Raw genomic sequence first — 25734 nt, 5'->3', positions numbered from 1 at the left:
ACCATAAATGCATGGTTCAATGACAATCCAAGTCTCTCATGATATATTGGAGGTGTGAAAAAATGATACAAAAAGAAAACAGCTTTGGTACGTTTGATCAGGAAATCAATACCTTCTTCAAGGATGCACATCACTTTGCCTCTTTGATCAATACCTGTCTCTATCAGGGTCAGGAGATCGTCAAACCAGAAAATCTGATGCTGGTGGATCCAAAGATACAGGCCTATACAAGAGATGTGCTGATGTTGTGGAATGGAAGATATGGTTCCTATTATCTAGGTATCGAAAATCAACTGATCGAGAACTATCCTATGCCGTATCGTATCCTACAGTATGACTGCCTGGTGTATAAGGATCAGATGGATATACTTGAAAAGGAACACAGGAAAAAGAAGGATCTAAGAAGCAGTGAGGAGTTTCTATCCGGGATCAAGGCAAGTGATAGATTGATCCCATGCATCACAATCGTGATCTATTATGGAACAAGACCATGGCAGACCAATTTCAGCATGAAGGATATGTTCGATGTCAAAGACATGAGTTCTTTAATTGATTTCAGGATGAATCTGATTGAAGTGCATAGTGATACACATCAATATAAGGACAAGGAATTGGATCTGGTCTTTTCCATGACAAGAGACATATTGAATGCCAATTTTAATACGATAAGGAATAAATATAAACAAGGCATACCCAAGCAGGTAGCATTAGTTATTGCCAGCATGGCAAAAGATGAAAAACTGTATCAACAGATCAAGGAGGAAGAAAAGGAGGTTATTGTAATGTGTGAATCGTTAGACAGAATGAGAGAAGAAGCAAAAGCAGAGGGCATGATCTTAGGCAGAAGAGATGGATTAATCCAAGGTGAAGAAAAAGCGGAATTAAGAATTTTAACAAATTTATTAAAGAAAGGAATATCGGATTCTTATATTTTGGAGATCACCGGAGTATCTTCTGAATTATTGATGAAAGCTAAACAAGCAATACATTAGCAGTTTGAATAGTGTAAACAAATGATTATAAAATTTTATCGTTTTATCTTTATTCATTCTATGTGGGGACTTTTTGATGAAAACTTGCATTTTTTATGTGGAATTTCCCAAAAACACTTGAAAAAAATCAAAAAGGTTTTCATTTAAAATTAGATAATGTATAATGTTTTTATGTTAAGGAGTGTGATGAAGATGAGAGACATTACCGAAACAATGACATTTACAACGGAAGAAATTCGCCGCGAAAATATCAAAGCGATCTTACGTGAAGTAAGTGATGCGTTAGAAGAACGTGGTTATAATTCTGAAAACCAGATTGCAGGTTATCTTATCAGCAATGATCCAGCGTATATTTCTTCTCATAAGAACGCACGTAATCTGATTCAACGAATCGAACGTTATGAGATCATTGAAGAGTTGGTTCGTGCATATTTGGAGAAATAATGGAAAAGATCATCGGACTGGATCTTGGCAGTGTTACTTGTGGAGTTGCGATCAGTGAGACAGGTATCGTGGCAAGAGCCTTAACAACTATTCGTTTTGCGCCAGATGATTATGATGAATGTTTTGATAAGCTATTAGATCTATTAGAAGAACATCACGTTAAGACAATTGTTTTAGGATTACCTAAGCACATGAATGGCGACGTTGGTGTGCGAGGACAATTATCTATAGATTTTGGTGCGGAACTCGAAAAAGAAGGCTATCATGTTCATCTTTGGGATGAGAGACTGACGACGGTCAGCGCTCAAAGATTTTTGCTTGAGGGGGACGTTTCTAGAAAGAAACGAAAAAAAGTAATTGACCAGATGGCTGCAGTGCAAATTTTGCAGAGCTTTTTAGACAGACAAAACGGGGGCATTTGATCCTCCGTATTTTTTTGGAAAGGAAGAAAAACTATGTTAGATTCAAACAGCTTATATGTCAAAGACGAAAATGGAAATGAAAAACGTATGACCATATTGTTTACTTTCGATAATGAAGTAACAAAAAAACAATATGTTGTTTTCCAAGACCCAGAACAAGATGAAGATGAAGTCTATGCTTCAGCTTATGATGAAAATGGACAGTTACTGCCAATTGAAACCGATGAAGAATGGGAAATGGTAGAAGAAGTTATCAATACTTTTGTTGAGGACAACGAAAATGCCTAAATCTAGAAGAAGGCCAAAGAAAAACAATACGGTTCGTAATATACTTTTAGTAGTCGTATTGGTCTTAGTTGTAGTATTAGGGGGAATATTTGGCTATGGCTATATTAACTTGCAGCCGGTTGGAGATGGTTCTAATACGATAGATTTTCAAATCGAAGAGGGTTCTGATTTTGATGAAGTTTTAAATGATCTAGAAGACCAGAACTTGATTCGATCTGCTACAGTTAGTAAGTTGTATGCTAGAGTTACAGGACATCAGGAATATTATGCAGGTTTCTTCGAATTAAATGACGGTATGAGCACCGGTGATATCTTGAGCCATATAGGCAATATAGAAAATGCAAAGACACAACAAGTCTCAATTACGATTCCAGAAGGAAAGTGGGCGAAGGAAATTGCTGCCAGCATCAGTGAACAGTTTCCTTATACGACTGAAGAAGTTTTGGCAACTTGGAATGATATAGAGTATATTCGCACTTTGGCAAACGATTATACGTTCTTAGATCCAGAAGCACTATCAAATGAGAATTATAAAGTGAAGCTGGAAGGGTATTTATTTCCGGAAACATATTTCTTTGACAAGGATGCAACAATTGATGAAATCACAAGAACATTGTTAAATGGGTTTGAAACGATTTATGAAAAGTATAAGACACAATTTGATAACAGTTCTTACTCAATACATCAACTTGTTTCTTTGGCAAGTGTAGTCCAGTTTGAATCAGGCAGTGCACAAGAAATGCCAACGATTGCTCAGGTATTCTATAATCGTCTAAATCAACAGATGCGTTTAGAATCCAGCGTTACGGTATGCTATGCATTGTATGATGAATTTAATGATCCACAGGATTGTGAAGTTAGAACCGATATCGAATCACCATATAACACATATTTAAATGATGGTTTACCAATTGGACCAATTTTAAATCCAGGTGAAGAGGCAATTAATGCCGTATTAAATCCTTCGCCAAATGATTATTTGTTCTTTGTGGCAGATATCTATGGAGATGGAAGTGTTTATTATTCGACAACCTATGAAGAACACCAGGCTAGAATGGAAGAATTAGGTCTAGTTATTGAATAATTTACGTTCTGTGATATAATTCAATCGCGTTAAAAATAAGGAGTGATAGTATGCCAAACGAAAAGTTTTACGTTACCAAAGAAGGTTATAATGATTTAGTTAAAGAACATGAAGAGTTAGTCCATAAAACACGTGCCGAAGTCATTGTCGAACTTCAGGAAGCCAGAGCACAAGGTGACTTGTCTGAAAACGCGGACTATGATGCAGCCAGAGAACATCAGGCACAAGTAGAAGCACGTATTCGCGAGTTGGAAGCTTTGATCAAAAATTCTGAAATCATTGAAGAATCAGATGGTAAGAAAAAAGCTGCAAAGAATGCGGTTGTTAAATTAGGTTCTGTGGTAACTTTGAAAGATTTATCCGATAATGTAGAAAGTACATTCTCAATTGTAGGTTCAATCGAGGCCGATCCTTTGAATGGAAAACTTTCTAACAATACACCACTTGCAGAAGCTATCCTAGATCATAAGGTTGGAGATGTTGTTACTGTAAGTCGTGTAGATGAACCATATGATGTAGAAATTACAAAAATTGCATAAATTTTTGTCATTTAATCAATTTCGATTGTATTAGGAAAAGGGTGATGTTAATGAAAAAAGCTCTTTTCCTTTTTATTTTGTTTGGATTATTTTGTTTTGCCTATTTTGGACGATATCAACCAGTAAGTTTGGATGTAGCTAAACCAACAACGATTACGGTTGAAATCAAAGGAGAAGTTGTCAATCCGGGTGTTTATACGCTTAAAATTGATGCTACTTTAGATGATCTGGTGAAACAGGCTGGCGGATTTACAGAACAAGCTCAAACCGATTCTTTGTCTTTGATGAAGCCTTTGGAAGACCAGGATACGATCTTTGTTTCCAAACGTACAGAAACACAAAAGATATCTTTAAATAGTGCGACTTTGGAACAACTTGATTCACTTCCTGGTATTGGCCCATCCATTGCTCAAAGGATCATTGACTATCGAAACAATATTCCTTTTGTGGAGTTGGAACAAATCAAAGAAGTCAAAGGCATTGGTGATAAACTTTATGAAAAGATCAAGGATTTGATCACGTTATGAAGTATTTTTGTCTATTTGCAGCTTTTGGATTCTGGATCAGTATTGCCATAAAAGATGTATTCTATGTCTGTTTGTTTATTATGGGTTTTTCTCTATTTTTGATGTATCGTTTTAAACGTAAATTGATCGTAATCATATGGGCATTATTTACAGTTTGTTTTGTTGTGTACATCAATAAGCCAATAGAAGAACCACAACCTGGTCAATACATGATTTATGAAATTAAGCCAAAATATTGTCTTGCAAGAAAGGATAATGTTTCAATCATTGTATATGGCATTGAAGATCCAGAGTATTATGATGTCTATAAAATCAGTGAATTTGAAAAAGTGAATACGATAAAAAATATAGGGCAGTTTGTCTTTGAAGAATATTTGCATAAACAATCCATCTACTACAGTGCAAATGTCAGCCGGTATATGTATATAAGGACAGAAAATTCAATCAAGAATGATGTATATAATCATCTTAAAAACAGAAAACATGCTAACTTTTATTTATCTAATTTTTATGGGATCCGCAATGAAGATGTCAGCACTATCCTTATAAATTTGGGCTTACCAATCCTGGGTGTGATTTCCATATTGCGTAAGTTTCTTTTGCGTATATTTTCCAAAAATATTAGTGAAATAATATTATTCTTACTGATAATCTTGTATGGTAGTATTTTTACCTTTACACCTAGTTTGGTTCGAATCACTTTGTTTCTTTTAGGAAAAATCGTCTTTTCAAAATGGGAATACCAATTAAGCTTTTCAACAATATTATTTTTGATGGTCTTACCCGGTTTTGCTACAGAGTTTATCTTTTTATTCCCTGTTTGCGCCATGTTAGTGTATCGATTCTGCCATGATTTGTTTAAGCGTATTTTTTTGATTCGTATCTTATTAATGACTTTTCAATTTATTTATTTTCATAGCGTGGATATAGTTCTGTTTTTAGGATTTTCTATCTTGAGAAAATTAAATTCTTTAGTGTTTTTTATAAGCCTAGTCAGTTTATTTTATGAACCTATACTAACATTTATATTAGATATTTATGATGGTTTTATCATGCATCTTCCTTCTCTTGTGATCAATTATGCTCCAGGTTTTCTATTTATTATCGTGATATTCTGGCTGGTCTATGAAATATATAATGATCATCGATTTGTATATCCTCTTTGTATCAGTCTTATCATGATTTTTTGTTCGAATTATTTAAACCCATTTTTTAATGTGTATATGTTGGATATAGGACAGGGTGATTGTACATTGATCGTGGAACCATTTATGCGCTCTGCAGTTATGATTGACTGTGGACAAAATCTATATCGAGACAATGTCGAAGAAATCATTGATCCATTTTTAAAAGCACATCATATTTCTAAGCTGGATGCTTTGATTCTTACCCATGAAGATTTTGATCACAGTGGGGGTTTAGAAGCTTTAAAAGAAAAAGTAGAAATCAAACAAATTGTCCAGACCTCCAATCAAAAGATAGATGTGGATTATCCTTTCTTTTCTCTATTAGAAGATAGAAAAGCTAATAATGAAAATGATAACAGTATCATTTCGTATTTTATCTACGATGGTATTCAATATCTATGGACAGGTGATGCAGGTATTGAGATTGAAGAACAATTCATGAAGGCATATCCAGAATTAGAAGTAGATGTTTTAAAACTTGGGCATCATGGATCTTCAACCAGTTCTTCCTATGCATTTTTAAAAGAAATCCAACCGCAATTAGGTTTGATCAGTGTAGGAGCCAATAATCGCTATGGACACCCAGATAATGAAGTGATTTCCAATTGTGATAAATTAAATATTGATTTGTTGATGACCAAAGATGTCGGAATGATCCATATTTTTGCTTTTAAAGGGATTGCGTTTTTTCGCACACAAACAGGATTATTTGGTATACTAGAGTCATGAATTATATATTACATGGACATGATGAAGGAAGAGTGAAGCAAAAGATCAATGCACTAAAAACAAAACATCACATTGAAAATGTGATCGTTTTTGATGCGACAGATGATGAGCAGCAAGATGTATTCAATGAGATGGATACCATTTCCATTTTTGATGATGACAAGATGATCGTCATAGAGAATGCAACCTTTCTTTCCAGTAAAGATACCACTAAATATGATATCAAAGGTTTTATAGATCGAAGCACAAATGATGAAAGCGTGATCCTTGTGTTCTGCTGTCCAAGTGATAAGCTGGATACAAGAAAAAAGGCTGTTAAGGAATTGATATCAAAATCAACTGTATATCCATGTATTGCCTTGGATGAAAAATCACTGCCTGGATATATCAATGAAGAATTAAAGAAGCTAAATCTAAAAATGGATCGAGATGCGATCAAGTGGTTTAGTGCAAGAGCAGGATTTGATGCTTTACGCATTGAGCAGGAACTTATCAAATTCAAAACATTCAATGATCATATTACATTAAAGGATGTACAGGATCTTATGGTATGTGAACCATTGAATGATGTCTTTAAGATGGTAGATGCTCTTTTTGAAAGAAATGCGCTTCGATTATTGGCGTATTATCGTAATTTTAGAAAACTTAATATGGAGCCGGTTGCGATCAATGGTTTGTTATCTGGACAAATACGTTTTTTGTTTCAAGTTCGTGTGTTGATGGATCAAGGTAATTCTAAAGAAGAAATTGCCAGAAGATTAAAAGCTCATCCATATCGTGTGCAGATCAATATGCAAAGAGCTTATAATTTTACCAGTGATGAACTTTTAGAAAAGTTATCGATCTTGGCAAAACTAGATCAGGATATGAAGATGGGATTGGTTGATAAAGATGAGGGCTTTGAACAATTTATTTTAGGTATGTTACAGTAAAAGGGACTACAGTTGTAGCCCCTTTTGATTGAGTATAAAAAAAAGAACAAATGTTCTTTTCTTATTTTATAGAGTTAACAGCCGTAGCCAAACGTGATTTTTGACGGCTTGCATAATTTTTGTGATAGATACCTTTTGCGACAGCTTTGTCTAATTTAGAACAGCAACTGTTGTATGCAATAATAGCCGCTTCTTTATCCTGTGCATCTACTGCAGCCAATACAGCTTTAATACTAGATTTCAATGCACTTTTTTTAGATACGATCAGTTTGTGTGCCTTGTTGTTTGTCTTTACACGTTTCATCTGAGATTTGATTTGTGGCATGGTTTGCACCTCCTGACATAAATTGCATTGAGATTATAGCAAATTCTGTTATTTATTGCAACACAATCATCAAAAAATAGGGTATAATACCAAAAGTTATGGAGGGATGAGTTATGTTAGATATTCGATGTGTCTTTATGGGAACGCCCCAAATTGCGGCAACTGTATTAAGCTCTATGTTAGAAGCAGGCATCAAGATCGATCTTGTTGTCAGTCAACCCGACAAAAAAGTAGGACGAAAACAAAAAATAGTATACTCCCCTGTAAAACAGGTGGCAGTTGATCATGAAATAGAATGTTTCCAACCTGTTCGTATCAAGGAAGATCATCAAAGGATCTTGGATCTTAAACCAGATTTGATCGTAACTTGTGCATATGGACAAATTATTCCAGAGGATCTATTGAATGCACCACGTTTTGGGTGTGTCAATCTTCATGGCTCTATCTTACCAAAATATCGTGGAGGAGCCCCAATCCAGCGAGCTATCTGGAATGGAGATAAAGAGTCAGGTATGTCTTTGATGAAGATGGCAAAACGAATGGATGCTGGACCTGTTTTGGCCATTGAAAAAGTGAAGATTGAATCTCAGGATAATTCTACCAGTGTGTTTGAAAAGATGGGCCTTGCCGCCAGTAAGCTAATCTTAGACAACTTTGAATTGATTTGCTCAGACCAGGCACATTATGTAGAACAGGATGAAGATAAAGTTGTATTTGCACCTGTTATTACTAAACAGGAAGAAAAGATTGATTTTTCAAAAGATGATATTGAAATCCTGAACCAAATTCGCGCTTTGTCTTTTACTCCAGGTGCCTACGGGTTGATCAAAAATAAGAAACTGAAACTTTTGGAAGCTACATATCAAAAAGAACCTGTAAAACAGCCACTGGAAATTTTAGGGTTGCGAGATAATCATTTTGTGATTTCTTTGCACGAAGGCGTTTTATTGGTTTCAAAATTACAAATGGAAGGAAAACCAGTCATGCAGGCTAAAGACTTCTTCAATGGTCAAGGAAGAAACATGGTTGGTCAAATTATAGAATAGAGGTTTTATATGGATCAGAAGAATATACGAAATTTTTCAATTATTGCACATATCGATCATGGAAAGTCGACACTTGCCGATCGTATTCTTGAATTAACAGATACAGTTGAAAAAAGGGAAATGAAAGATCAGATTCTTGACAGCATGGATCTTGAAAGAGAAAGAGGAATCACGATCAAATTAAATGCCGTTCAGCTGGTATATCATGCCAAAGATGGACAGGATTATATCTTTCATTTGATCGATACACCCGGTCATGTGGATTTCTCTTATGAGGTATCTAGATCTTTAGCGGCTTGTGACGGGGCTGTTTTAGTGGTCGATGCGGCTCAAGGTGTACAGGCACAGACTTTGGCCAATGTATATTTAGCTTTAGATAATGATCTGGAAATTTTACCAGTTTTAAATAAGATCGATCTTCCAAGTGCACAACCGGATGTCGTTAAAAAAGAAATAGAAGATCTGATTGGTTTGGATTGCTCTGAAGCTGTAGAAATCAGTGCTAAATCAGGATTGAATGTTGATAAAGTATTGGAAGAAATCGTGGCAAAACTGCCATGTCCAAGTGGAGATAATGAGGCTCCATTGCAGGCGCTTGTTTTCGATTCTCTTTATGATTCTTATCGAGGAATTATTGCCTTTATCAGTGTTAAAAATGGTTCGATCAAACCTAAGGATAAAATTCGTTTTATGGCAACCGGTGCTGAATACGAAGTGATTGAAGTGGGTGTAAGAACACCAAAAGAAGTGATTTGTGATGAGCTAAAGACAGGCGATGTAGGATGGATCTCAGCTGCAATTAAGAGCATTGAAGATGTTCGTGTCGGTGATACGATAACTAGTGCAACCAATCCTTGTGAAGAACCTTTAGCTGGATATCGCGAGATGCATCCAATGGTGTACTGTGGTTTATATCCGGTAGACAATGCACGATATGATGATTTAAAAGAAGCTTTGCAGAAATTAAAATTAAATGATGCAGCTTTGCAGTTTGAACCGGAAACCTCACAGGCTTTAGGGTTTGGTTTCCGTTGTGGATTTTTAGGCTTGTTACATATGGATGTGGTTGAAGAGAGATTGGAAAGAGAATATAACTTGAATTTAATCGCGACAAGTCCAAGTGTTATTTATCACGTATATAAAACTGATGGGACAATGGTTGAAATTGATAACCCGGCAGCCTTGCCACCGGCGCAGAATATAGACCATATTGAAGAACCGTTTGTAAAAGCTGAAATCATGGTTCCAAAAGATTATGTAGGTCCAATGATGGATCTTTGTCAGAAAAAACGTGGAGAGTATGTTGACTTGCAGGTTTTAGATGATGTTCGAATGATGATGACTTATCAGTTGCCGTTATCTGAAATTATATTTGACTTCTTTGATAAGATGAAATCTTCTACCAAAGGCTATGCAAGTTTTGATTATGAATTCAGCGGATATCGTACAAGCAAGCTTGTGAAGATGGATATCTTATTAAATGGACAGATCGTCGATGCCTTATCTACGATCGTGTATAAAGATTTTGCCTATAATCGAGGCAATGCCATGACGATCAAATTGAAAGATCTTATTCCTAAGCAGCAGTTTGAAATTCCTGTTCAGGCAGCGATTGGAGGAAAAGTCATTGCCCGAACAAACATCAAAGCATTGCGCAAAAACGTATTGGCAAAATGTTATGGTGGAGATATTTCTCGTAAGAAAAAATTATTGGAAAAACAAAAAGAAGGAAAGAAGCGTATGAAGATGGTAGGAAGTGTTGAAATTCCTCAGGAAGCATTTATGGCTGTTCTTTCTATGGATGAAGATTAATGAAAGCTGTCTATTTACACGTTCCTTTCTGTGATTCGATTTGTGCATATTGTGATTTTTGTCGTATCATCACAAATGAAGATACAAAAAGAAAATGGATGGTACAGATCATTGAAGAAATCAAACAAAAAAATATTCATGAAGTGGATACTCTATATTTTGGAGGCGGAACCCCAAGTTCACTAACTTGTGAACAGTTTAAAAAAATTGCTTCATTATTTAATGTAAGTAAAGAATTTACGGTTGAATGCAATCCTGAATCGCTGGACTTAGAGAAAATTCAACTTTATAAAAAATTAGGAGTCAATCGTATTAGTCTGGGCGTACAGACATTTAATGATCGTTTATTACAAGTTATCAATCGAAAACATCGAAAAGAAGATATATTTCAAGTTATCCAGTTATTAAAGGAAAATGGTATTGATAATATATCAATTGATCTAATGTATGCTTTACCAGAACAAAGTTTAAAGGATGTTAAAAAAGATTTGGAAATTTTCCTGGATCTGGATATAAAACATTTATCGATCTATTCTTTGCAGATTGAAGAAAATTCAATCTTTGGCAGGCAGAATCTAAAACCGGTAGATGAAGATATCGAAGCAGATATGTATGAATTAATTTGTAAGACGATGGAAAAAGCTGGCTATCTTCATTATGAAATCAGTAGTTTTTGTAAGCCTGGATATCATTCAAAGCACAATCTGGCTTATTGGCAGGATGAAGATTTTATAGGACTTGGATGCGGTGCCAGTGGAAAAGAGAACAATGTGCGTTATGATAACACTCGTTCTTTAAAAACATATATTGAATCAGGAGCTAATCCTTATATATATGAAGAGACGCAAAAGGATAAGGCGTTTAATGCCATCATGATGGCATTAAGAACAACTTTTGGATTAGATATACAAAAATGGAATCAGCGTTATGATCAAGACTTTATAAAGAGGTATCAAAGCATCCTGGAGAAATACCATGACGTGTTAAAACTGGAGAATGGTATCCTGTATCCTAGTAGAGAAGCTATGGAAATATTGAATACGATTCTAGTTGATTTTTTATTGATTGATTGATAAAATATATACGCTTTTGTGCTGAGAGTTTGGAATCTCCAACCTTACCCTCGGGCAAAAAGGACATTAGAAATAGGAGGAAAAGAAAAATGTTATTAAAAGCAGAAAAACAGGCTATCATGAAAGAATATGCAATTCATGAAGGTGACACAGGTTCTCCTGAAGTACAGATCGCGGTATTGACTGAACAGATCAACCGTTTGACTGAGCACTTCAAAGAACACAAACATGACTATCATTCTCAAAGAGGTTTGATGAAGATGGTTGGTCGTCGTAAAAATATGCTTGCATATTTGAAGAGAACTGATCTTGAACGCTATAAAGCATTGATCGAAAAATTAGGTCTAAGAAAGTAATCCGATTTTGGATTACTTTTTTTATTGTTTTGATACAAAATAAAATTTATTTTCTATCTTTTCCTTTGGGAGTATGATATTATTTCAAAGGCTAATATTAAGAGGTGAAAAAAATGGCGAAACAAGAGTTTCATTTAGATTTCTGTGGTCGGGGGATCACAGTTGAGACAGGCGAAATTGCTAAACAGGCCGATGGAGCTGTCATTATCCGTTATGGAGATACAGTTACTTTATCAACTGCTTGTGCCAGCAATACCGCTAAAGAGGGAATTGACTTTTTCCCACTAACAGTAAGTTTTGAAGAAAAACTATATTCCGTTGGTAAGATTCCAGGTGGTTTCTTACGTCGTGAAGGAAGACCAAGCGAACATGCAACTTTAACAGCTCGTATGATCGACCGTCCTATTCGTCCTTTGTTTGCGGAAGGATTCAGAAATGAAGTACAGGTCGTAAATACTGTGTTGAGCGTTGATCAGGATGCCAGTGCAGAAATGGCTGCTATGTTAGGCGCAAGTTTAGCACTTTGTATTTCAGACATTCCATTTAATGGACCAATTGCCGGTGTAAAGGTAGGTCGTGTAAACGGTGAGTTTATTGCCAACCCTACGGTAGCTCAGGCAGAACAAAGTGATATTGATTTAACAGTTGCTGGTACATACGATGCATTAAACATGGTTGAAGCTGGTGCAAAAGAAGTAAGCGAAGAAGATATGCTTGCAGCTTTGATGTTTGGTCATGAACAAATCAAGAAACTTTGCGAATTTGAAAAGGAAGTTATCGCAGCATGTGGTAAAGAAAAACGTGAAATTCAACTATATACAGTTGATGAAAATATTGATAAAGAAGTACGCGAAAACTATGAAGCGAAGATTCGTGAAGCTGTTTCAATCAAAGAAAAACTTGAACGTTATGGTAAGATCGATGAATTGACAGATGAAGCAGCTGCAATGATCGAAGCTAAAGAATACGAAACAGAAAAAGATAAAAACAATGCCGTAAAACAGGCTCGTGAAATTTGTCGTTCAATTGAAGCAGACGAAGTTCGTCGCTTGATCATTGAAGATAAAGTTCGTCCAGATGGACGTAAGATCGACGAGATCCGTCCTTTGAATTCTCAGGTGGATCTATTGCCTAGAGTTCACGGTTCTGCTATGTTTACTCGTGGTGAAACACAGGTATTGTCTACGACAACATTAGGTGCATTGAATGAAAACCAGATCATTGATGACTTAACAGAAGTAGACGCAAAACGTTTTATGCATCACTATAACTTCCCTCCATATTCAGTTGGAGAAACAGGAAGAATGGGAACACCAGGACGTCGCGAAATTGGACACGGAGCTTTAGGTGAAAGAGCCTTGGCACAAGTATTGCCAAGCGTAGATGAATTCCCATATACAATTCGTACAGTAGCGGATGTTATGGAAAGTAATGGATCAAGCTCTCAGGCTAGTATTTGTGCAGGAACTATGTCATTGATGGCTGCCGGTGTTCCAATCAAAGCCCCTGTAGCAGGTATCGCAATGGGTCTGATCATGAATGAAGAAACAAAAGACTATACAGTTTTAACGGATATCCAGGGTATGGAAGATCATTTTGGAGATATGGACTTTAAGGTTGCCGGAACGAAAAATGGTATCACTGCTTTACAGATGGATATCAAAGTAACTGGTATCACAAAGGCAATTTTTGAAGAAGCTTTAACACAGGCTCATAAAGCGCGTTTGGAAATTTTGGATAACATGCTTGCATGTATCAGTGAACCAAGAAAAGAATTAAGTCCATATGCACCTAAGATTGCCATGATGAACATTGATCCAGACAAGATCAAAGATGTTATCGGTCCAGGTGGAAAAATGATCAACCAGATTATTGCTGAATGTGACAATGTTAAGATCGATATTGATGATGATGGTAAAGTTGTAATCTATCATCACGATTATGAAGTCATCAACAAGGCTAAAGAAATGATCGAAGGTATCGTTAAAGAAGCACATGTTGGAGAAGTATATGCTGCTAAAGTTGTTCGTATCGAAAAATTTGGTGCATTCGTAAATCTATTTGGTTCAACAGATGGCTTGCTGCACATTTCTAAGATTTCTCATAACCGTGTTGACAAAGTGGAAGATGTTTTGAAGATCGGTGATATCATTGATGTCAAAGTCATGGAAATTGACAATAAAGGTCGTATCAATGTAAGTGCCAAAGCGTTATTGCCAAAACCTAAAAAGGCAGAAACACCTACAGAAGAATAAACGTTAATCATGAGGGTATCGTAAAGATATCCTCTTTTTTCATGGAATTTCAGAATTAAACAGTTATTTAGCAAAAAAGTATGATAGAATATCTGCAAAGGAGTGATTTTCAATGAATTTTAAAGAACACGCAAAATCATGTCAAGAAGCCTACTTGAATGATTTAAATACATTAGTTTCTATTGAATCAACACGCGATCTTTCAACGGCAACTAAAAATGCTCCATTTGGGCAGAATTGCCGTAAAGTTCTTGATGCGATGTTGGATATGGCAAAAAAAGATGGATTTGTGACAAAAGATATCGATGGCTATGCAGGTGTTATCGAATATGGTGAAGGAGAAGATACACTTGGAATTTTAGGTCACTTAGATATCGTTCCTTTAGGAGATGATTGGACAAAAGATCCATTGAAAGTAACGGTAAATGACGGCTATGTTTTCGGTCGTGGTGTCATGGATGATAAAGGGCCAACTCTAGCTGCATACTATGCCTTAAAGTTGGTTAAAGAATTAAATATTCCTTTAAAGAAAAGAGTCATGTTAATTACTGGATGTGATGAAGAGTCTGGCATGGAATGTATGGATTATTATGTAAAACATGCAGAAATTCCAAAGATGGGATTTGTACCAGATTCAGATTTCCCTGTTGTTTATGGGGAAAAAGGCGGTCTTCATGTTGTATTGAAGAGTGAAGATCATACAGCAATCGTAAAGATGAATGCTGGAACTCGCCCTAATATCGTTATTGGAAAAGCCGATTGCTATGTTAAGACGATCAGCGATGCACAAAGAGAATTATTTGATTTTTACTGCAAGTCGAATCAGATTCAAGGAAATATCACTGAAGAAGATGGTTTGATCAAATTGCATATTGACGGCGTCTTTGCGCATGCAGCTATGACATGGAATGGAGTCAATGCAGCCTTGCATCTATTGAACTTTGTTGGTTCAGCGTATGATGATCAGCTTGCGAAAGATTTATATTTTATGCTTCACGACTGGCAGGGAAAACCATTAGGAATCGATATTGATGGAATGTATATGTCTTTCTTGACAATGAGTACAGGTATCGTAACGATTGAAGATGGTAAGACTGAGTTGTTGATCGATATTCGTTATCCAAACGATACAAATGCAGAAAAGATCATGGCTGGTTTTAATGAAACTTGTGCAAAATTAAAATCAAACATTACGGCTATCATGGAAAGCGATTCAAAACCATTGTTTGTGGATCCTGAATCAAAATTGGTTAAAGGATTGATGGATGTATATCGCAAATATACTGGAGATACGTTCTCTTGCGCTGTGACTATGGGCGGAGGAACGTATGCTCGTAAATTTGAAAACTTTGTATCTTTTGGTCCTGAATTGCCAAATGCAGTTGTAGAAACGGATCAATTTGTTGGAGGATGTCACCAGCGTGATGAAGGTATGAAACTTGATGATTTGATTCAAGCGATTGCCATTTACGCCGATGCGATCGTGACATTGTGTAAATAGTATGCGAATGCGAAAAGTGAAATGGGCAGTGGATTATCTAAATGATGCTAACTGCCTGATTGAGGATCCTAGTGCATTAAAAGGAACATGGAAAGAGCGTTTTGATCAGAAAAAAATCCATGTTGAGATTGGCTGCGGGAAAGGAAATTATTCTTTGAACATGGCTAAGCTGTATCCTCAGGAAGCTTTTATCGCGGTCGAAAAAAATGAGAGTGCAGCTGGGATTGCGGCTAAAAAATTCGATGATGCCAACCAGCAGGAAAATTTGGTGCTGATCCAAAAAGATGCTGCCAATATTTCTGAATGGTTTGCTGCAGGAGAAGTGGATGTCATTCACCTGAATTTCTCAGATCCATGGCCTAAAAAGCGCTATGCGAAAAGAAGACTTTCCAGCTCTCAGTTTTTAGATCAGTATGCTCAGATTTTAAGTGATGAAGGACAGATCCAAATGAAGACAGATAATTCTTCGCTTTTTGAATATTCTTTGATCGAATTTCAAAATGCAGGATATCGCATGATCGAAATCAGTGTGGATTATCGAAGAGAAACACATGATGAAGATGTCATGACGGAATATGAAGAAAAATTTGTTTCGTTGGGACAGCCTATTTATCGTTGTGTTTGGACAAGAAACAATAAGGAGTGATTTTATGCAGACAGTAAACTCAAGAGAAGATTTTGAAAAAGCGTTGAAGAATGATGGAATTCAAGTATTCTTGTTTACGACAAAATGGTGTGGAGATTGCATGTTTATCAAACCATTCATGCCAGAAGTAGAAAAAGCTTTTGATCAGCTAACTTTCTATGAAGTCGATCGAGATGCTTGTATGGATATAGCGCAGGAATTAGAAATCATGGGAATTCCTAGCTTTGTAAGTTATCTAAATGGAAAAGAGATTTCTCGCTTTGTATCCAGTTTAAGAAAAACACGTCCAGAGATCGAAGCTTATCTTAACGATACGATCGCAAAGGGGGAATAATTCATGTTAAAAGATTTAATGAAAGCTATTTTAAATGAAGATGTCGAAGTGGAAGAGGATGAAATCGAAGAAGAACAAGAAAAAAGGATTGAACCTCAGACGGTTTCTCAACCAGAACCACAGTCTCAACCTATGCCAAAAGAAACATATGTTGAACCAATTTCAGCGTATCCTGAACCAGAAATTGAAACGTTCACAAGACCAAAAGTACAACCTAAAAAAGAACCAAAAACAAGTATCTTTACTGGTCTTGATGTAGAAGAAGTATCTCGTGTAGAGCCTCGTTCTACTAATAAACCATACAAATATGATCGTCGTAAGATGATGAAACTTCGTACCAGCGAAGATTTGGATTATAAACCAATTATTTCCCCAATCTTTGGAGATATTCAGGAAGAAAATAAACAGTTTGAAAAGGTTCATGATGCGATCAAACTTCAAAAGCCACAGGATGATACAAGCTTTGTGGAAATCATCTCTCCAATGTATGGGAAAGATATTCCTGAACCACAGCCAGTGGAATCCATTCCAACTGTAAAACCTGTGTTTAAAAAAAACGAAGAAAAAAATGAACCGGAATCAACATTAAGTCTATCAGATATGTTAGAAAAGCCAAAAAAGCAGAAGACTAAACAAGAAGATCTGTTTGATCTAAAAGATTAGAAGGTGAATAGGATGGCATATCATTTTATTGGGATCAAAGGAACCGGAATGGCCGCTTTAGCATGCATCCTGCATGATGAAAAAAAAGAAGTGGCCGGTAGTGATATTGAAAAATATATCTTTACAGAAGATGGATTGCGTTCTCGTGGAATTCCTATTTATCCTTTTGATCCAGCTAATATTCATGATCATGATACCGTTATTATCGGTTTATCTTTTGATCGCAGTAATCCTGAAGTCGCTGCAGCTATGGATAATCCAACGGTTAAGACATATTATTACAATGAATATCTGGGAATTCTTTTAAAACGATATAATTCGATTTGTGTAGCTGGTACGCATGGTAAAAGCACCACTACAGGGATCTTAGGTCAAGTGCTTTCTCATTTTGGAAAGACAGGATTCTTAATTGGTGATGGACATGGTTATATGCCAAAGAATGCCGATAACTTTGTGTTGGAATCTTGTGAATTTCAGCGTCATTTCTTAGCATATTCGCCAGATTATGCGATCATTACAAATATTGAATTGGATCATGTTGATTATTATAAAGACATGGATGATTATTTGGATGCTTTCCAGTCATTTATACATCAGATCAAGAAGAAAGCGGTTATCTTTGGAGATGACCCATATTTAAAGGATCTGGATTATAAGGTTCCTTGTGTAACCTATGGTCTAAATGAAGGAAATGATTATCGTGCAATCAATGTGGAAATGGGCAGCTATGGTATGCACTTTGATTGTGTATATGATAATGATAAGAGCATTCATGTAGAACTGCCGGAAGTTGGAATTCCTTTCTTGCAGGATGCCTTAGGGTGTTTTGCCTTATGTCATGAAATCGGCATGGAAGCTTCTGATATAGTAGAAGGATTAAAAGAATATCAGGGAATTGCACGTCGATTCGTGGTTGAAGAAGTCAAAGATAGCGTATGTATCGATGATTATGCTCATCATCCAACGGCTATTCGTTATATGATCGATGCCGCAAGAAAAAAATATCCAGGAAAGAAAGTGGTGGCTTTATATAAACCGGACCGCTATTCCCGCCTGCAGTATTTTCTAGATGAATTTGCCGAAAGTTTAAATACGGCAGATCAAGTATGCTTGTGTGATTTTCCAAAGAATGCGAAACGAGAAGATGATACGATTACGGTAACGATTCAAGATTTGTTGGATCGCTGTCCTAATTCAATCTTATTGGATATTGATCAAAAGAGTGCTGAAGCCTTAAAAGAGATGGCACCCGCTGTTTATGTATTCATGTCCAGCAAAGATATTTATCTATTAAAAGATATGTTAAAAGAGATTTTATAAGGGTATTTTTATCAGTACCCTTTTTGTCTGAAAGGAGAAACTATTATGGATGATCGTTTTTTACCTGTCACAAGAGAAGAAATGCTTGAACGTGGCTGGGATACTTGTGATTTTGTATATGTTTGTGGGGATGCTTATGTAGATCATCCATCATTTGGCGCTGCCATTATTTGCCGTGTTTTAGAATCTCATGGCTATAAGGTATGTTTTTTATCTCAGCCAAACTGGCGAGATAAGACAGATTTCATGCGTTTTGGAAAACCTCGTTTAGGCTTTTTGATTTCCAGTGGAAATATTGATTCTATGGTGAATCATTATACCGTAGCCAAAAAACGAAGGAAGACAGATAACTATACCCCTGGTGGTGTCATGGGAAAAAGACCGGATCGTGCCGTGATCGTTTATTCACAAATGGTTCGCCAGGCGTATCCGGATACAAACATTATCTTAGGTGGTATTGAGGCCAGCCTTCGCCGTTTGTCTCATTATGACTATTGGGATAATAAAGTTAGAAAATCCATCATTATAGATGCTAATGCCGATCTCGTTTTATATGGAATGGGTGAAAATTCCATTGTTGAAGTTGCCGATGCCTTAGACAGTGGAATTGATATCCATGATTTAACATATTTGGATGGAACGGTATTCAAAACCAAAAATTTAGCTTTGGCAACAGATCCGATTATTATGCCAAGCTTTGAAGAAGTGGCTTCATCCAAGAAAAAATATGCGGAAAGTTTTTTGATCCAGTATCGAAATACGGATCATTTTACAGCCAAGACTTTGGTTGAACCATATAAAGGTTGGTATGTGGTGCAAAATAGGCCAAATCGACCTTTAACACAAGCAGAATTTGATCGAACCTATGCCTTGCCATATACACGTCAATATCATCCATCTTATAAAGAGATTGGGCATGTTCCTGCCATTGATGAAGTGAAGTTTTCATTGATTTCCAATCGTGGTTGTTATGGAGCCTGCAACTTTTGTGCTTTAACATTCCATCAGGGAAGAATCATTCAAACGCGTTCTCATAAATCTATTATCAATGAAGCTAAAAAGATGATCTGGGATCCAGATTTTAAAGGGTATATTCATGATGTCGGAGGTCCTACGGCAAACTTTAGAGCACCGGCTTGTAAGAAACAGATGGAACATGGTGTGTGTCAAACTAGACAATGTCTCTGGCCAACACCTTGTAACAATCTAGAAGTGGATCATAAAGATTATTTAGAATTATTGAAGAAATTGCGAGAACTTCCAAATGTTAAAAAAGTCTTTGTACGCAGTGGAATTCGTTATGATTATTTGATGTATGATAAAGATGATACATTCTTTAGAGAGTTGGTACAACATCATATCAGTGGACAATTAAAAGTTGCTCCAGAACACATCAGCAATCAGGTCCTCGATAAGATGGGAAAGCCTCATAAAGAATTGTATGAAAAATTTGTGAAGAAGTATTATCGCTTAAATGAAGAATATCACAAAGATCAATATCTAGTTCCTTATTTGATGTCCTCCCATCCGGGAAGTGATCTAAATGCAGCTATTGAATTGGCAGAGTATTTACGTGATATTCATCACCAGCCTCAACAGGTGCAGGATTTTTATCCAACTCCAGGCACTCTATCAACAGCCATGTATTATACAGGAATCGATCCTCGTGATAATACACCAGTTTATGTACCAAAGAGTGCACATGAAAAAGCGATGCAGCGAGCACTGATGCAATATAAAAATCCACGCAATTATGATCTGGTTCATGAAGCCTTAGTCATGGCACATCGTGAGGATCTAATTGGAAATGGACCAAAATGTCTGATTCGTGAAAAGAAACAGAATAACCAGTATAAGCGCTATTCGAATCATAAGCGAGTTAAATTAAGAAAATAGCAATATATTAAAGCGATTACATAATTTTGAAAAAACTTTCAATAAAGGTAGTTTAAGTTTTGCATTCATGTTATAATCTCTAAAGAAGGTGATTTTGTGAGTATAGATGCAGTAATGAGTGCATTAGCACGTTTGGCAACCTATTTATTACCTATTTTAGGTGTTGTCGTATTAGTTTATTTGATTTTTGTTTTAAAAGGTATTTTAGTGACCCTAAAAGATCTTTCAAAGACATTAAATGCTGCTGAAAGAGAAATCAATAAGCTGGATGGCCCTCTGGCTACTGTTGAAGAATTATCTAAAACAGCGGATGAGATCCACCATGCGACAAAAAAAGCAGTTACATCTGCCATTAACGTTGTAACTGAAAATGCAGACAATTTAAAAACATGGCTAAATTCCAAGAAAAATACTGCCTCAGATACTCCAAGTGAAGAACAAATCCAAAAAGATGAGGAGGTTTCATAACATGGAAGAAAACAATGTAGTTGAACAACTTGAAAACGAATCATTAAATGAATTAGAAACTCTTCGAGAAGAGAATAATGAAGAGAATCAAAAAGTTGTTGATGATGCAAAAAAGAAAATTGAAGATATTTTCGCAGATTTAAAAACTTGGATCAAAGAAAACAGCGATCCAGAAAAAGTAAAAGAAGCCGTAAACAAGGCAAAAGATGATGCCGTAGATATTTTAAAAACGACAAAAGACAAAGCTGTTGAATTAAGCCAGTCTGAACAGTTCAAGACAACACTTACTGCCGGTAAAGATTTTTTAGTTGGAGCTGGTGGTATGCTTGCGGATGGTTTAAAAGCTGGAGCTGATATTTTGATGCGCAATGAGCAAATCAAAAAAGTCGTGGATCAGGCGGATGAAAAATTAGATGTTTTACGCGAAAGTGAAAGTTTAAGAAATGCCGTCGATACGGCTGAAGAAGTTACGGGAAAGGTAACAGAAGCTGTTTTTGGAGGAATCAAAAAGTTTTTTGATAAAGAAGCGAATCGAAGTGAGCCTCCTGCAGTAAAAAATGACACTGAGGAGGAAGCATAGTTAGAATGAAAAGAATTACGATTTATGATGTTGCCAAAGAAGCAGATGTTTCTTTAGCTACAGTAAGCCGCGTTATCAATGACAGCAATGTCGTACGCGAAGATACACGTATTCGTGTTCAGGAAGCCATTGAAAAACTAGGATATAAACCGAATGCGATTGCACAAGGTTTGGCATTATCGAAAACGACAACGGTATCGATCGTTATGAGTGAAAAGATGTTTGCCTATAATGGCAAGATCTTAAATGGATTGATGGATGTTGCCAAGATCTACAATTACAACATCATGTTCCATACAACATCAAAGGGCATTTCTAAAATGCAGGATGTTATTGAATCCATCATTAAATCAAGAGTGGATGGAGTTATCTTATTTAATGACAACTTCTCTTTAGAAGAGATGGAAGTCTTAAATGAGTACCAAATTCCTATGGTTGTTGTTGGCAGTAAGATTACTGAAACAAAGATTGGGAATGTAGGAAATGTATATATCAACTTTGAAAAAATGGCTTATGATCTAGTCAATAAGTATTTTGAAAGAGGTATCGATGATATTTCCCTTGTAGAAGATAAATTAAATTTATCAATGATGGAACAGTTAAAAGCGGGTATTGATAGAGCGTATGCAGAAAAAGGAAAAGTATTTAATAAATACATTTCTTATGATGATAATAACTATAAGAGTTCATTTAATTTCTTGTCTGATTATTATAAGAACAATCGCCCTAGCAAGCTTGTTATCACATTCCGTGATTCTCAGGCCATCGCGGTATTAAATGCTTGTCAGGAAGCAGGTTATTCATTGCCGGAAGATTGCGAATTGGTTTGTGTCTTAAATAACAAGTATTTGACAATGACACGTCCAAACGTTACATCTTACAACATTCCTGAATATGATCTAGGAGCTGTGGCAATGCGTCTATTGACTAAGATGCTTGTAGATGATGATTCCGTAAAAGACAATAAAGATATTGAAATGTCTTATGTTTTAATGTCAAAAGGTACGACAAAATAAAGTGTGGGGTTTCCACACTTTTTACTTTAGATATGTTTGATAGAAATCTGTGATCGTATCAAAAGGAATGATATCCGTTTGATCATAAAGATCGGTATGAACAGCTCCAGGAATAATGAATAATTCTTTATTTTCTGTATATTTATTGTCTTTGATCATATTGGCGTATGCATCTTTAGTAAAATATACCGAATGAGCTTTCTCACCATGAATCATCAATACGGCACTGCGGATTTCATTAGAGTATTGAAGGATTGGCATATTCATGAAGGATTGACATCCTGTAACATTCCATCCCTTTCCATTTCCTTGTGAGCGAGGATGATATCCGCGTTTCGTTCGATAATAATCAATATAGTCAATCAAATATTGTGGAGCTTGTTCAGGTGCTTCATCAGGCAATGCACCGGCATGTGCATAATCATTGTTTTTGAAATCCAATGTTCTTTGTAAGGACATTGCCTTTCTTTTTTCATAACGACTTTCTTCATTGTCTTCTTCATCAAAATAACCATTGGCATTTACTCTGGTCATATCATACATTGTTGAAGTAATGGTTGCCTTGATTCGTGTATCCAGTGCAGCTGCATTTAATGCCATGCCTCCAAATCCGCAGATACCTAGAATACCGATTTTTTCAGGATCGACATTTTCCTGGACGGATAAGAAATCGACTGCAGCTAAAAAATCTTCTGTGTTGATATCTGGTGAAGCCACATTACGAGGGAAGCCTGAACTTTCTCCTGTATAAGATGGATCAAAGGCAATTGTTAAAAATCCTCTTTCTGCCAAAGTTTGGGCATATAATCCAGAAGCTTGTTCTTTTACGGCCCCAAATGGACCGCTGATCGCAATCGCAGCAAGTTTTCCTTCGTATGTCTTTGGGGTATACATATCTGCTGCTAAAGTAAGACCATAACGTGTATGAAAAGTTATTTTACGATGATCAACATTTTGACTTTTTGGGAATGTTTTATCCCATTCACTTGTTAGATTTAGTTTTTCTTCCATTTTTAATTCCTCCTTGATATACTAAATGTACAACCTAAAGCTAACTTTAGGTCAAGAGTTTTTTTTTGAAAAATTGGAGGAATGATCATGTATACTATTGGACAAGTATCAAAAATGTTTGATTTATCAATTTCTACATTACGTTATTATGATAAAGAAGGTTTATTTCAAGAACTAAATAAAGAACCATCTGGAATTCGTCGCTTTGATGAACAAAGCCTTGAGGCTTTGCGAGTGATTGAATGTTTAAAAAAATCAGGAATGCAGATCAAAGAGATTCGTGAATTTATGGACTGGTGTGCTCAAGGGGACAGTACACTAGAGAGAAGAAAAGAGATGTTTTATGCCCAAAGAGAAAATATCTTAAAGAAGATGAATGAATTACAAAAAACATTGGATATGGTCGAGTTCAAATGCTGGTACTATGAAACTGCCTGCAAAGATCAAACAGAGGCTAAATTAAAAAAAGGTTTTGAAGATAGAATGCCAGAAGAAATTCGTAAGTGTTATCAGAATGCTCATGAATAAATGAAACAATCTTTAGTTGCAAATGAAAGATGTGTATGATACCTTTTTAAAAGGTGAGAGAATGAATAAACGGCAAACGACAATACTGGATTTATTATCAAAATCAAAAAAGATCGAAGTTTCTTCTTTGGCTTTAATGCTGGATGTTTCCCAGGTTACGATTCGTAAAGATCTGGATGCTTTGGAAAAAAGCGGGATCATCATTCGAGAACATGGGTATGCCGTATTAAATGATAGTGATGATATCAATACTCGTTTGGCTTATCATTATGAAATCAAACAAAAAATTGCCAGAAAAGCGGCAGAAACGATTCATGATGGTGAAACGCTGATGATTGAATCAGGCTCTTGTTGTTCTCTTTTGGCTTTAGAAATTGCCAAGACCAAACAGGAAGTAACTCTAATCACCAATTCTGCATTTATCGCAGAATATGTTAGACGATATAAGAATATTCATGTGATCCTTCTTGGGGGAGAATATCAAAAAGAATCTCAGGTCATGGTGGGACCTATCACACGAAATTGTGCCCAGAATTTTTATGTGGATAAACTATTTATTGGAGCGGATGGATTCTCTGTCGATACAGGCTTTACCGGAAACGATTATATGCGTGCAGAAACCGTTCGTGATCTAGCTAAACAAGCCAAAAAAGTAATCGTTGTTACAGATTCTTCTAAATTTCATCAAGTTGGTGTCGTTAGTTTGATGGATACAAAAAAAGTCAGTATGGTATATACTGACAAAGAGATCAATCGTGATTCAGAAAATTATTTAAAAGAAAATCAAGTAGAAGTCATCAAAGTTTAAAAGAAACAATCAATGTCTTCTTGTGTGAAGATATTTTGATATTCTTGAAGGTCTTCTGGATAGAGTGCCTTAGTATCTTTATAGGCATATTCTCTATTTAATAAGCTATATTTATTTTGTCCAAACTGATGAAATGGAAGCAGTTGGACTTTTTTTATGCCCATTTTTTGAAAAAGGGATACAAAGCCTTTCGCATCTTTGATTTCTGCATTAAATCCAGGAATTACAGGAATACGTACAAGAACTTCAATATTATTGTTTAATGCCCAACTTAGATTCTTAAGGATCTTATCATTTGAAACACCTGTCATTTTTTGGTGGATATTTGAATCATAGTGTTTTACATCAAATAAGAGCAGATCAAATAAAGCAGCGCTCTCTTGAAAGATTTGTGATTCAATATAGCCAGTGGTTTCTACAGCAATATGAATTTTATGTTTCTTTAATTCGCTGCATAATTCATGGACGGCTTGTGGCTGACACAAGGCTTCGCCTCCTGAAAGAGTCACTCCACCATTGGACTCTTCATAAAATTCTACATCTTGAAGACAAAAATCTACGATTTCTTCAATGGTTTTATATTCTCCTTCATAACTTAAGGCTTGGTTGATACAGTTGTGTACGCATGTTAAACAATGAGAACAAGCCTTAGTATCAATGTAAAATTGATCTTGTAGAAATTGAATGGCTTTATTTGGACATGTATGTAAACAGGTCATACAGTGAACACATTTTTTTTGATCATATAAAATTTGGATCGAAGTATCCTGTGATTCAGGATTAGAACACCATAAGCATTTTAAAGGACAGCCTTTAAAGAAGATTGTTGTACGGATGCCGGGTCCATCATGAATCGAAAATTTTTGCATATTAAAAATTAGAGCTTTTGTCATTGTGGTTCTCCTTGTGTATAAATACTAACATAGAAATCATTTACAAACAATTATAACTT

Annotated in this window: 28 protein-coding genes; 25 read left to right on the top strand and 3 right to left on the bottom strand. The window is 35.9% G+C overall.

All coding sequences use genetic code 11. From position 1 onward, the window contains the following. Nucleotides 1-62: 62 nt before the first annotated feature. From PND65_RS07340 to holA, 9 genes are all read left to right on the top strand, one after another. Entirely contained in the window at nucleotides 63-992 is a 930-nt protein-coding gene (locus tag PND65_RS07340) for an Rpn family recombination-promoting nuclease/putative transposase (RefSeq protein WP_271992451.1), read from the top strand. Between the two features lie 192 nt (nucleotides 993-1184). Next, a complete protein-coding gene (locus PND65_RS07335; protein ID WP_022355233.1) occupies nucleotides 1185-1436 on the top strand; it encodes an IreB family regulatory phosphoprotein in 252 nt (83 codons plus the stop codon). Continuing rightward, nucleotides 1436-1858, top strand: coding sequence for a Holliday junction resolvase RuvX (gene ruvX / locus PND65_RS07330; RefSeq protein WP_035400559.1), 423 nt, complete (start codon nucleotides 1436-1438; stop codon nucleotides 1856-1858). The genes PND65_RS07335 and ruvX overlap by 1 nt, the downstream gene beginning before the upstream one ends. A 33-nt stretch (nucleotides 1859-1891) precedes the next feature. Then, nucleotides 1892-2146, top strand: a complete 255-nt coding sequence (locus tag PND65_RS07325) for a DUF1292 domain-containing protein (protein WP_022355231.1) — start codon at nucleotides 1892-1894, stop codon at nucleotides 2144-2146. Beyond that, nucleotides 2139-3230 (top strand): endolytic transglycosylase MltG, encoded by a 1092-nt coding sequence (mltG, locus tag PND65_RS07320; protein ID WP_271991170.1) that lies wholly within the window; start codon nucleotides 2139-2141, stop codon nucleotides 3228-3230. Before PND65_RS07325 ends, mltG begins: the two co-directional genes overlap by 8 nt. Before the next feature lie 50 nt (nucleotides 3231-3280). Continuing rightward, nucleotides 3281-3769 carry a transcription elongation factor GreA gene (gene greA, locus PND65_RS07315; RefSeq protein WP_022355229.1) on the top strand — a complete coding sequence of 163 codons (489 nt, stop codon included), beginning with the start codon at nucleotides 3281-3283 and terminating at the stop codon, nucleotides 3767-3769. A gap of 44 nt (nucleotides 3770-3813) precedes the next feature. Further along, complete coding sequence (locus PND65_RS07310; RefSeq protein ID WP_229027212.1) at nucleotides 3814-4296, top strand: ComEA family DNA-binding protein; 483 nt, start codon at nucleotides 3814-3816, stop codon at nucleotides 4294-4296. Continuing rightward, entirely contained in the window at nucleotides 4293-6212 is a 1920-nt protein-coding gene (locus PND65_RS07305; protein WP_271991168.1) for a ComEC/Rec2 family competence protein, read from the top strand. The genes PND65_RS07310 and PND65_RS07305 overlap by 4 nt, the downstream gene beginning before the upstream one ends. Next, nucleotides 6209-7144 carry a DNA polymerase III subunit delta gene (gene holA / locus PND65_RS07300; RefSeq protein WP_087320247.1) on the top strand — a complete coding sequence of 312 codons (936 nt, stop codon included), beginning with the start codon at nucleotides 6209-6211 and terminating at the stop codon, nucleotides 7142-7144. The genes PND65_RS07305 and holA overlap by 4 nt, the downstream gene beginning before the upstream one ends. 61 nt (nucleotides 7145-7205) lie before the next feature. Here holA and rpsT read toward each other — a convergent pair whose 3' ends face one another. Next, a complete protein-coding gene (gene rpsT, locus PND65_RS07295) occupies nucleotides 7206-7469 on the bottom strand; it encodes a 30S ribosomal protein S20 (RefSeq protein WP_015535955.1) in 264 nt (87 codons plus the stop codon). Nucleotides 7470-7582: 113 nt separating this feature from the next. Here rpsT and fmt point away from each other — a divergent pair, with 113 nt between their 5' ends. The 14 genes from fmt (at nucleotide 7583) to PND65_RS07225 (ending at nucleotide 22435) form a co-directional block, all read left to right on the top strand. Then, entirely contained in the window at nucleotides 7583-8515 is a 933-nt protein-coding gene (gene fmt / locus PND65_RS07290; RefSeq protein ID WP_022355225.1) for a methionyl-tRNA formyltransferase, read from the top strand. 9 nt (nucleotides 8516-8524) lie between these two features. Then, entirely contained in the window at nucleotides 8525-10327 is a 1803-nt protein-coding gene (gene lepA / locus PND65_RS07285) for a translation elongation factor 4 (protein ID WP_022355224.1), read from the top strand. After that, a complete protein-coding gene (gene hemW / locus PND65_RS07280; protein WP_271994375.1) occupies nucleotides 10327-11400 on the top strand; it encodes a radical SAM family heme chaperone HemW in 1074 nt (357 codons plus the stop codon). The genes lepA and hemW overlap by 1 nt, the downstream gene beginning before the upstream one ends. 89 nt (nucleotides 11401-11489) lie before the next feature. After that, nucleotides 11490-11756, top strand: a complete 267-nt coding sequence (rpsO, locus tag PND65_RS07275) for a 30S ribosomal protein S15 (protein WP_015535960.1) — start codon at nucleotides 11490-11492, stop codon at nucleotides 11754-11756. A 113-nt stretch (nucleotides 11757-11869) separates the two neighbouring features. Continuing rightward, nucleotides 11870-14011: a polyribonucleotide nucleotidyltransferase gene (pnp, locus tag PND65_RS07270; RefSeq protein WP_022355222.1), complete on the top strand. Its 2142-nt coding sequence runs from the start codon at nucleotides 11870-11872 to the stop codon at nucleotides 14009-14011. A gap of 112 nt (nucleotides 14012-14123) precedes the next feature. Next, entirely contained in the window at nucleotides 14124-15512 is a 1389-nt protein-coding gene (gene pepV, locus PND65_RS07265) for a dipeptidase PepV (RefSeq protein WP_035401176.1), read from the top strand. 1 nt (nucleotide 15513) lies between these two features. Next, nucleotides 15514-16158 carry a tRNA (guanosine(46)-N7)-methyltransferase TrmB gene (gene trmB, locus PND65_RS07260; RefSeq protein ID WP_195294336.1) on the top strand — a complete coding sequence of 215 codons (645 nt, stop codon included), beginning with the start codon at nucleotides 15514-15516 and terminating at the stop codon, nucleotides 16156-16158. Nucleotides 16159-16162: 4 nt separating this feature from the next. Then, complete coding sequence (locus PND65_RS07255) at nucleotides 16163-16492, top strand: thioredoxin family protein (protein ID WP_015535963.1); 330 nt, start codon at nucleotides 16163-16165, stop codon at nucleotides 16490-16492. 3 nt (nucleotides 16493-16495) lie between these two features. Then, complete coding sequence (locus PND65_RS07250; RefSeq protein WP_022355219.1) at nucleotides 16496-17155, top strand: hypothetical protein; 660 nt, start codon at nucleotides 16496-16498, stop codon at nucleotides 17153-17155. A gap of 12 nt (nucleotides 17156-17167) precedes the next feature. Further along, complete coding sequence (gene murC / locus PND65_RS07245) at nucleotides 17168-18475, top strand: UDP-N-acetylmuramate--L-alanine ligase (RefSeq protein WP_195191216.1); 1308 nt, start codon at nucleotides 17168-17170, stop codon at nucleotides 18473-18475. Nucleotides 18476-18520: 45 nt separating this feature from the next. Further along, nucleotides 18521-20371, top strand: coding sequence for a YgiQ family radical SAM protein (locus PND65_RS07240; RefSeq protein ID WP_022355217.1), 1851 nt, complete (start codon nucleotides 18521-18523; stop codon nucleotides 20369-20371). Nucleotides 20372-20467: 96 nt separating this feature from the next. Further along, nucleotides 20468-20839: a hypothetical protein gene (locus PND65_RS07235; RefSeq protein WP_035403157.1), complete on the top strand. Its 372-nt coding sequence runs from the start codon at nucleotides 20468-20470 to the stop codon at nucleotides 20837-20839. A 1-nt stretch (nucleotide 20840) separates the two neighbouring features. Then, on the top strand, nucleotides 20841-21419 hold the full coding sequence (locus PND65_RS07230) for a hypothetical protein (RefSeq protein WP_035403154.1): 579 nt from the start codon (nucleotides 20841-20843) through the stop codon (nucleotides 21417-21419). A gap of 5 nt (nucleotides 21420-21424) precedes the next feature. Next, a complete protein-coding gene (locus tag PND65_RS07225) occupies nucleotides 21425-22435 on the top strand; it encodes a LacI family DNA-binding transcriptional regulator (RefSeq protein ID WP_022355214.1) in 1011 nt (336 codons plus the stop codon). Nucleotides 22436-22456: 21 nt separating this feature from the next. Here PND65_RS07225 and PND65_RS07220 read toward each other — a convergent pair whose 3' ends face one another. Beyond that, nucleotides 22457-23446, bottom strand: coding sequence for an alpha/beta hydrolase (locus PND65_RS07220; RefSeq protein WP_271991163.1), 990 nt, complete (start codon nucleotides 23444-23446; stop codon nucleotides 22457-22459). Between the two features lie 87 nt (nucleotides 23447-23533). Between PND65_RS07220 and PND65_RS07215 the strand changes: the two genes are divergently transcribed. Both PND65_RS07215 and PND65_RS07210 read left to right on the top strand, forming a co-directional pair. Next, a complete protein-coding gene (locus PND65_RS07215) occupies nucleotides 23534-23974 on the top strand; it encodes a MerR family transcriptional regulator (RefSeq protein WP_015535966.1) in 441 nt (146 codons plus the stop codon). Between the two features lie 61 nt (nucleotides 23975-24035). Beyond that, nucleotides 24036-24782, top strand: coding sequence for a DeoR/GlpR family DNA-binding transcription regulator (locus PND65_RS07210; protein WP_271991161.1), 747 nt, complete (start codon nucleotides 24036-24038; stop codon nucleotides 24780-24782). On the opposite strand, the gene PND65_RS07205 is transcribed toward PND65_RS07210, so the two are convergent. Next, nucleotides 24779-25675 carry a glycyl-radical enzyme activating protein gene (locus tag PND65_RS07205; RefSeq protein ID WP_271991159.1) on the bottom strand — a complete coding sequence of 299 codons (897 nt, stop codon included), beginning with the start codon at nucleotides 25673-25675 and terminating at the stop codon, nucleotides 24779-24781. The two genes, PND65_RS07210 and PND65_RS07205, sit on opposite strands and share 4 nt — an antisense overlap. Nucleotides 25676-25734 lie beyond the last annotated feature (59 nt).

Origin of the sequence: Faecalitalea cylindroides, assembly GCF_028321995.1 — a bacterium.
Lineage (GTDB): Bacteria > Bacillota_I > Bacilli_A > Erysipelotrichales > Erysipelotrichaceae > Faecalitalea > Faecalitalea cylindroides.
Note: the sequence above shows the minus strand (reverse complement) of the source record. Positions and strands in the feature narration are given on the sequence as shown.

Bases quoted from the DNA above. Each gene is read 5' to 3' on its own strand.
- PND65_RS07340 (WP_271992451.1), top strand. From the start codon at position 63: ATGATACAAAAAGAAAACAGCTTTGGTACGTTTGATCAGGAAATCAAT.
- PND65_RS07335 (WP_022355233.1), top strand. From the start codon at position 1,185: ATGAGAGACATTACCGAAACAATGACATTTACAACGGAAGAAATTCGC.
- ruvX (WP_035400559.1), top strand. From the start codon at position 1,436: ATGGAAAAGATCATCGGACTGGATCTTGGCAGTGTTACTTGTGGAGTT.
- PND65_RS07325 (WP_022355231.1), top strand. From the start codon at position 1,892: ATGTTAGATTCAAACAGCTTATATGTCAAAGACGAAAATGGAAATGAA.
- mltG (WP_271991170.1), top strand. From the start codon at position 2,139: ATGCCTAAATCTAGAAGAAGGCCAAAGAAAAACAATACGGTTCGTAAT.
- greA (WP_022355229.1), top strand. From the start codon at position 3,281: ATGCCAAACGAAAAGTTTTACGTTACCAAAGAAGGTTATAATGATTTA.
- PND65_RS07310 (WP_229027212.1), top strand. From the start codon at position 3,814: ATGTTAATGAAAAAAGCTCTTTTCCTTTTTATTTTGTTTGGATTATTT.
- PND65_RS07305 (WP_271991168.1), top strand. From the start codon at position 4,293: ATGAAGTATTTTTGTCTATTTGCAGCTTTTGGATTCTGGATCAGTATT.
- holA (WP_087320247.1), top strand. From the start codon at position 6,209: ATGAATTATATATTACATGGACATGATGAAGGAAGAGTGAAGCAAAAG.
- rpsT (WP_015535955.1), bottom strand. From the start codon at position 7,469: ATGCCACAAATCAAATCTCAGATGAAACGTGTAAAGACAAACAACAAG.
- fmt (WP_022355225.1), top strand. From the start codon at position 7,583: ATGTTAGATATTCGATGTGTCTTTATGGGAACGCCCCAAATTGCGGCA.
- lepA (WP_022355224.1), top strand. From the start codon at position 8,525: ATGGATCAGAAGAATATACGAAATTTTTCAATTATTGCACATATCGAT.
- hemW (WP_271994375.1), top strand. From the start codon at position 10,327: ATGAAAGCTGTCTATTTACACGTTCCTTTCTGTGATTCGATTTGTGCA.
- rpsO (WP_015535960.1), top strand. From the start codon at position 11,490: ATGTTATTAAAAGCAGAAAAACAGGCTATCATGAAAGAATATGCAATT.
- pnp (WP_022355222.1), top strand. From the start codon at position 11,870: ATGGCGAAACAAGAGTTTCATTTAGATTTCTGTGGTCGGGGGATCACA.
- pepV (WP_035401176.1), top strand. From the start codon at position 14,124: ATGAATTTTAAAGAACACGCAAAATCATGTCAAGAAGCCTACTTGAAT.
- trmB (WP_195294336.1), top strand. From the start codon at position 15,514: ATGCGAATGCGAAAAGTGAAATGGGCAGTGGATTATCTAAATGATGCT.
- PND65_RS07255 (WP_015535963.1), top strand. From the start codon at position 16,163: ATGCAGACAGTAAACTCAAGAGAAGATTTTGAAAAAGCGTTGAAGAAT.
- PND65_RS07250 (WP_022355219.1), top strand. From the start codon at position 16,496: ATGTTAAAAGATTTAATGAAAGCTATTTTAAATGAAGATGTCGAAGTG.
- murC (WP_195191216.1), top strand. From the start codon at position 17,168: ATGGCATATCATTTTATTGGGATCAAAGGAACCGGAATGGCCGCTTTA.
- PND65_RS07240 (WP_022355217.1), top strand. From the start codon at position 18,521: ATGGATGATCGTTTTTTACCTGTCACAAGAGAAGAAATGCTTGAACGT.
- PND65_RS07230 (WP_035403154.1), top strand. From the start codon at position 20,841: ATGGAAGAAAACAATGTAGTTGAACAACTTGAAAACGAATCATTAAAT.
- PND65_RS07225 (WP_022355214.1), top strand. From the start codon at position 21,425: ATGAAAAGAATTACGATTTATGATGTTGCCAAAGAAGCAGATGTTTCT.
- PND65_RS07220 (WP_271991163.1), bottom strand. From the start codon at position 23,446: ATGGAAGAAAAACTAAATCTAACAAGTGAATGGGATAAAACATTCCCA.
- PND65_RS07215 (WP_015535966.1), top strand. From the start codon at position 23,534: ATGTATACTATTGGACAAGTATCAAAAATGTTTGATTTATCAATTTCT.
- PND65_RS07210 (WP_271991161.1), top strand. From the start codon at position 24,036: ATGAATAAACGGCAAACGACAATACTGGATTTATTATCAAAATCAAAA.
- PND65_RS07205 (WP_271991159.1), bottom strand. From the start codon at position 25,675: ATGACAAAAGCTCTAATTTTTAATATGCAAAAATTTTCGATTCATGAT.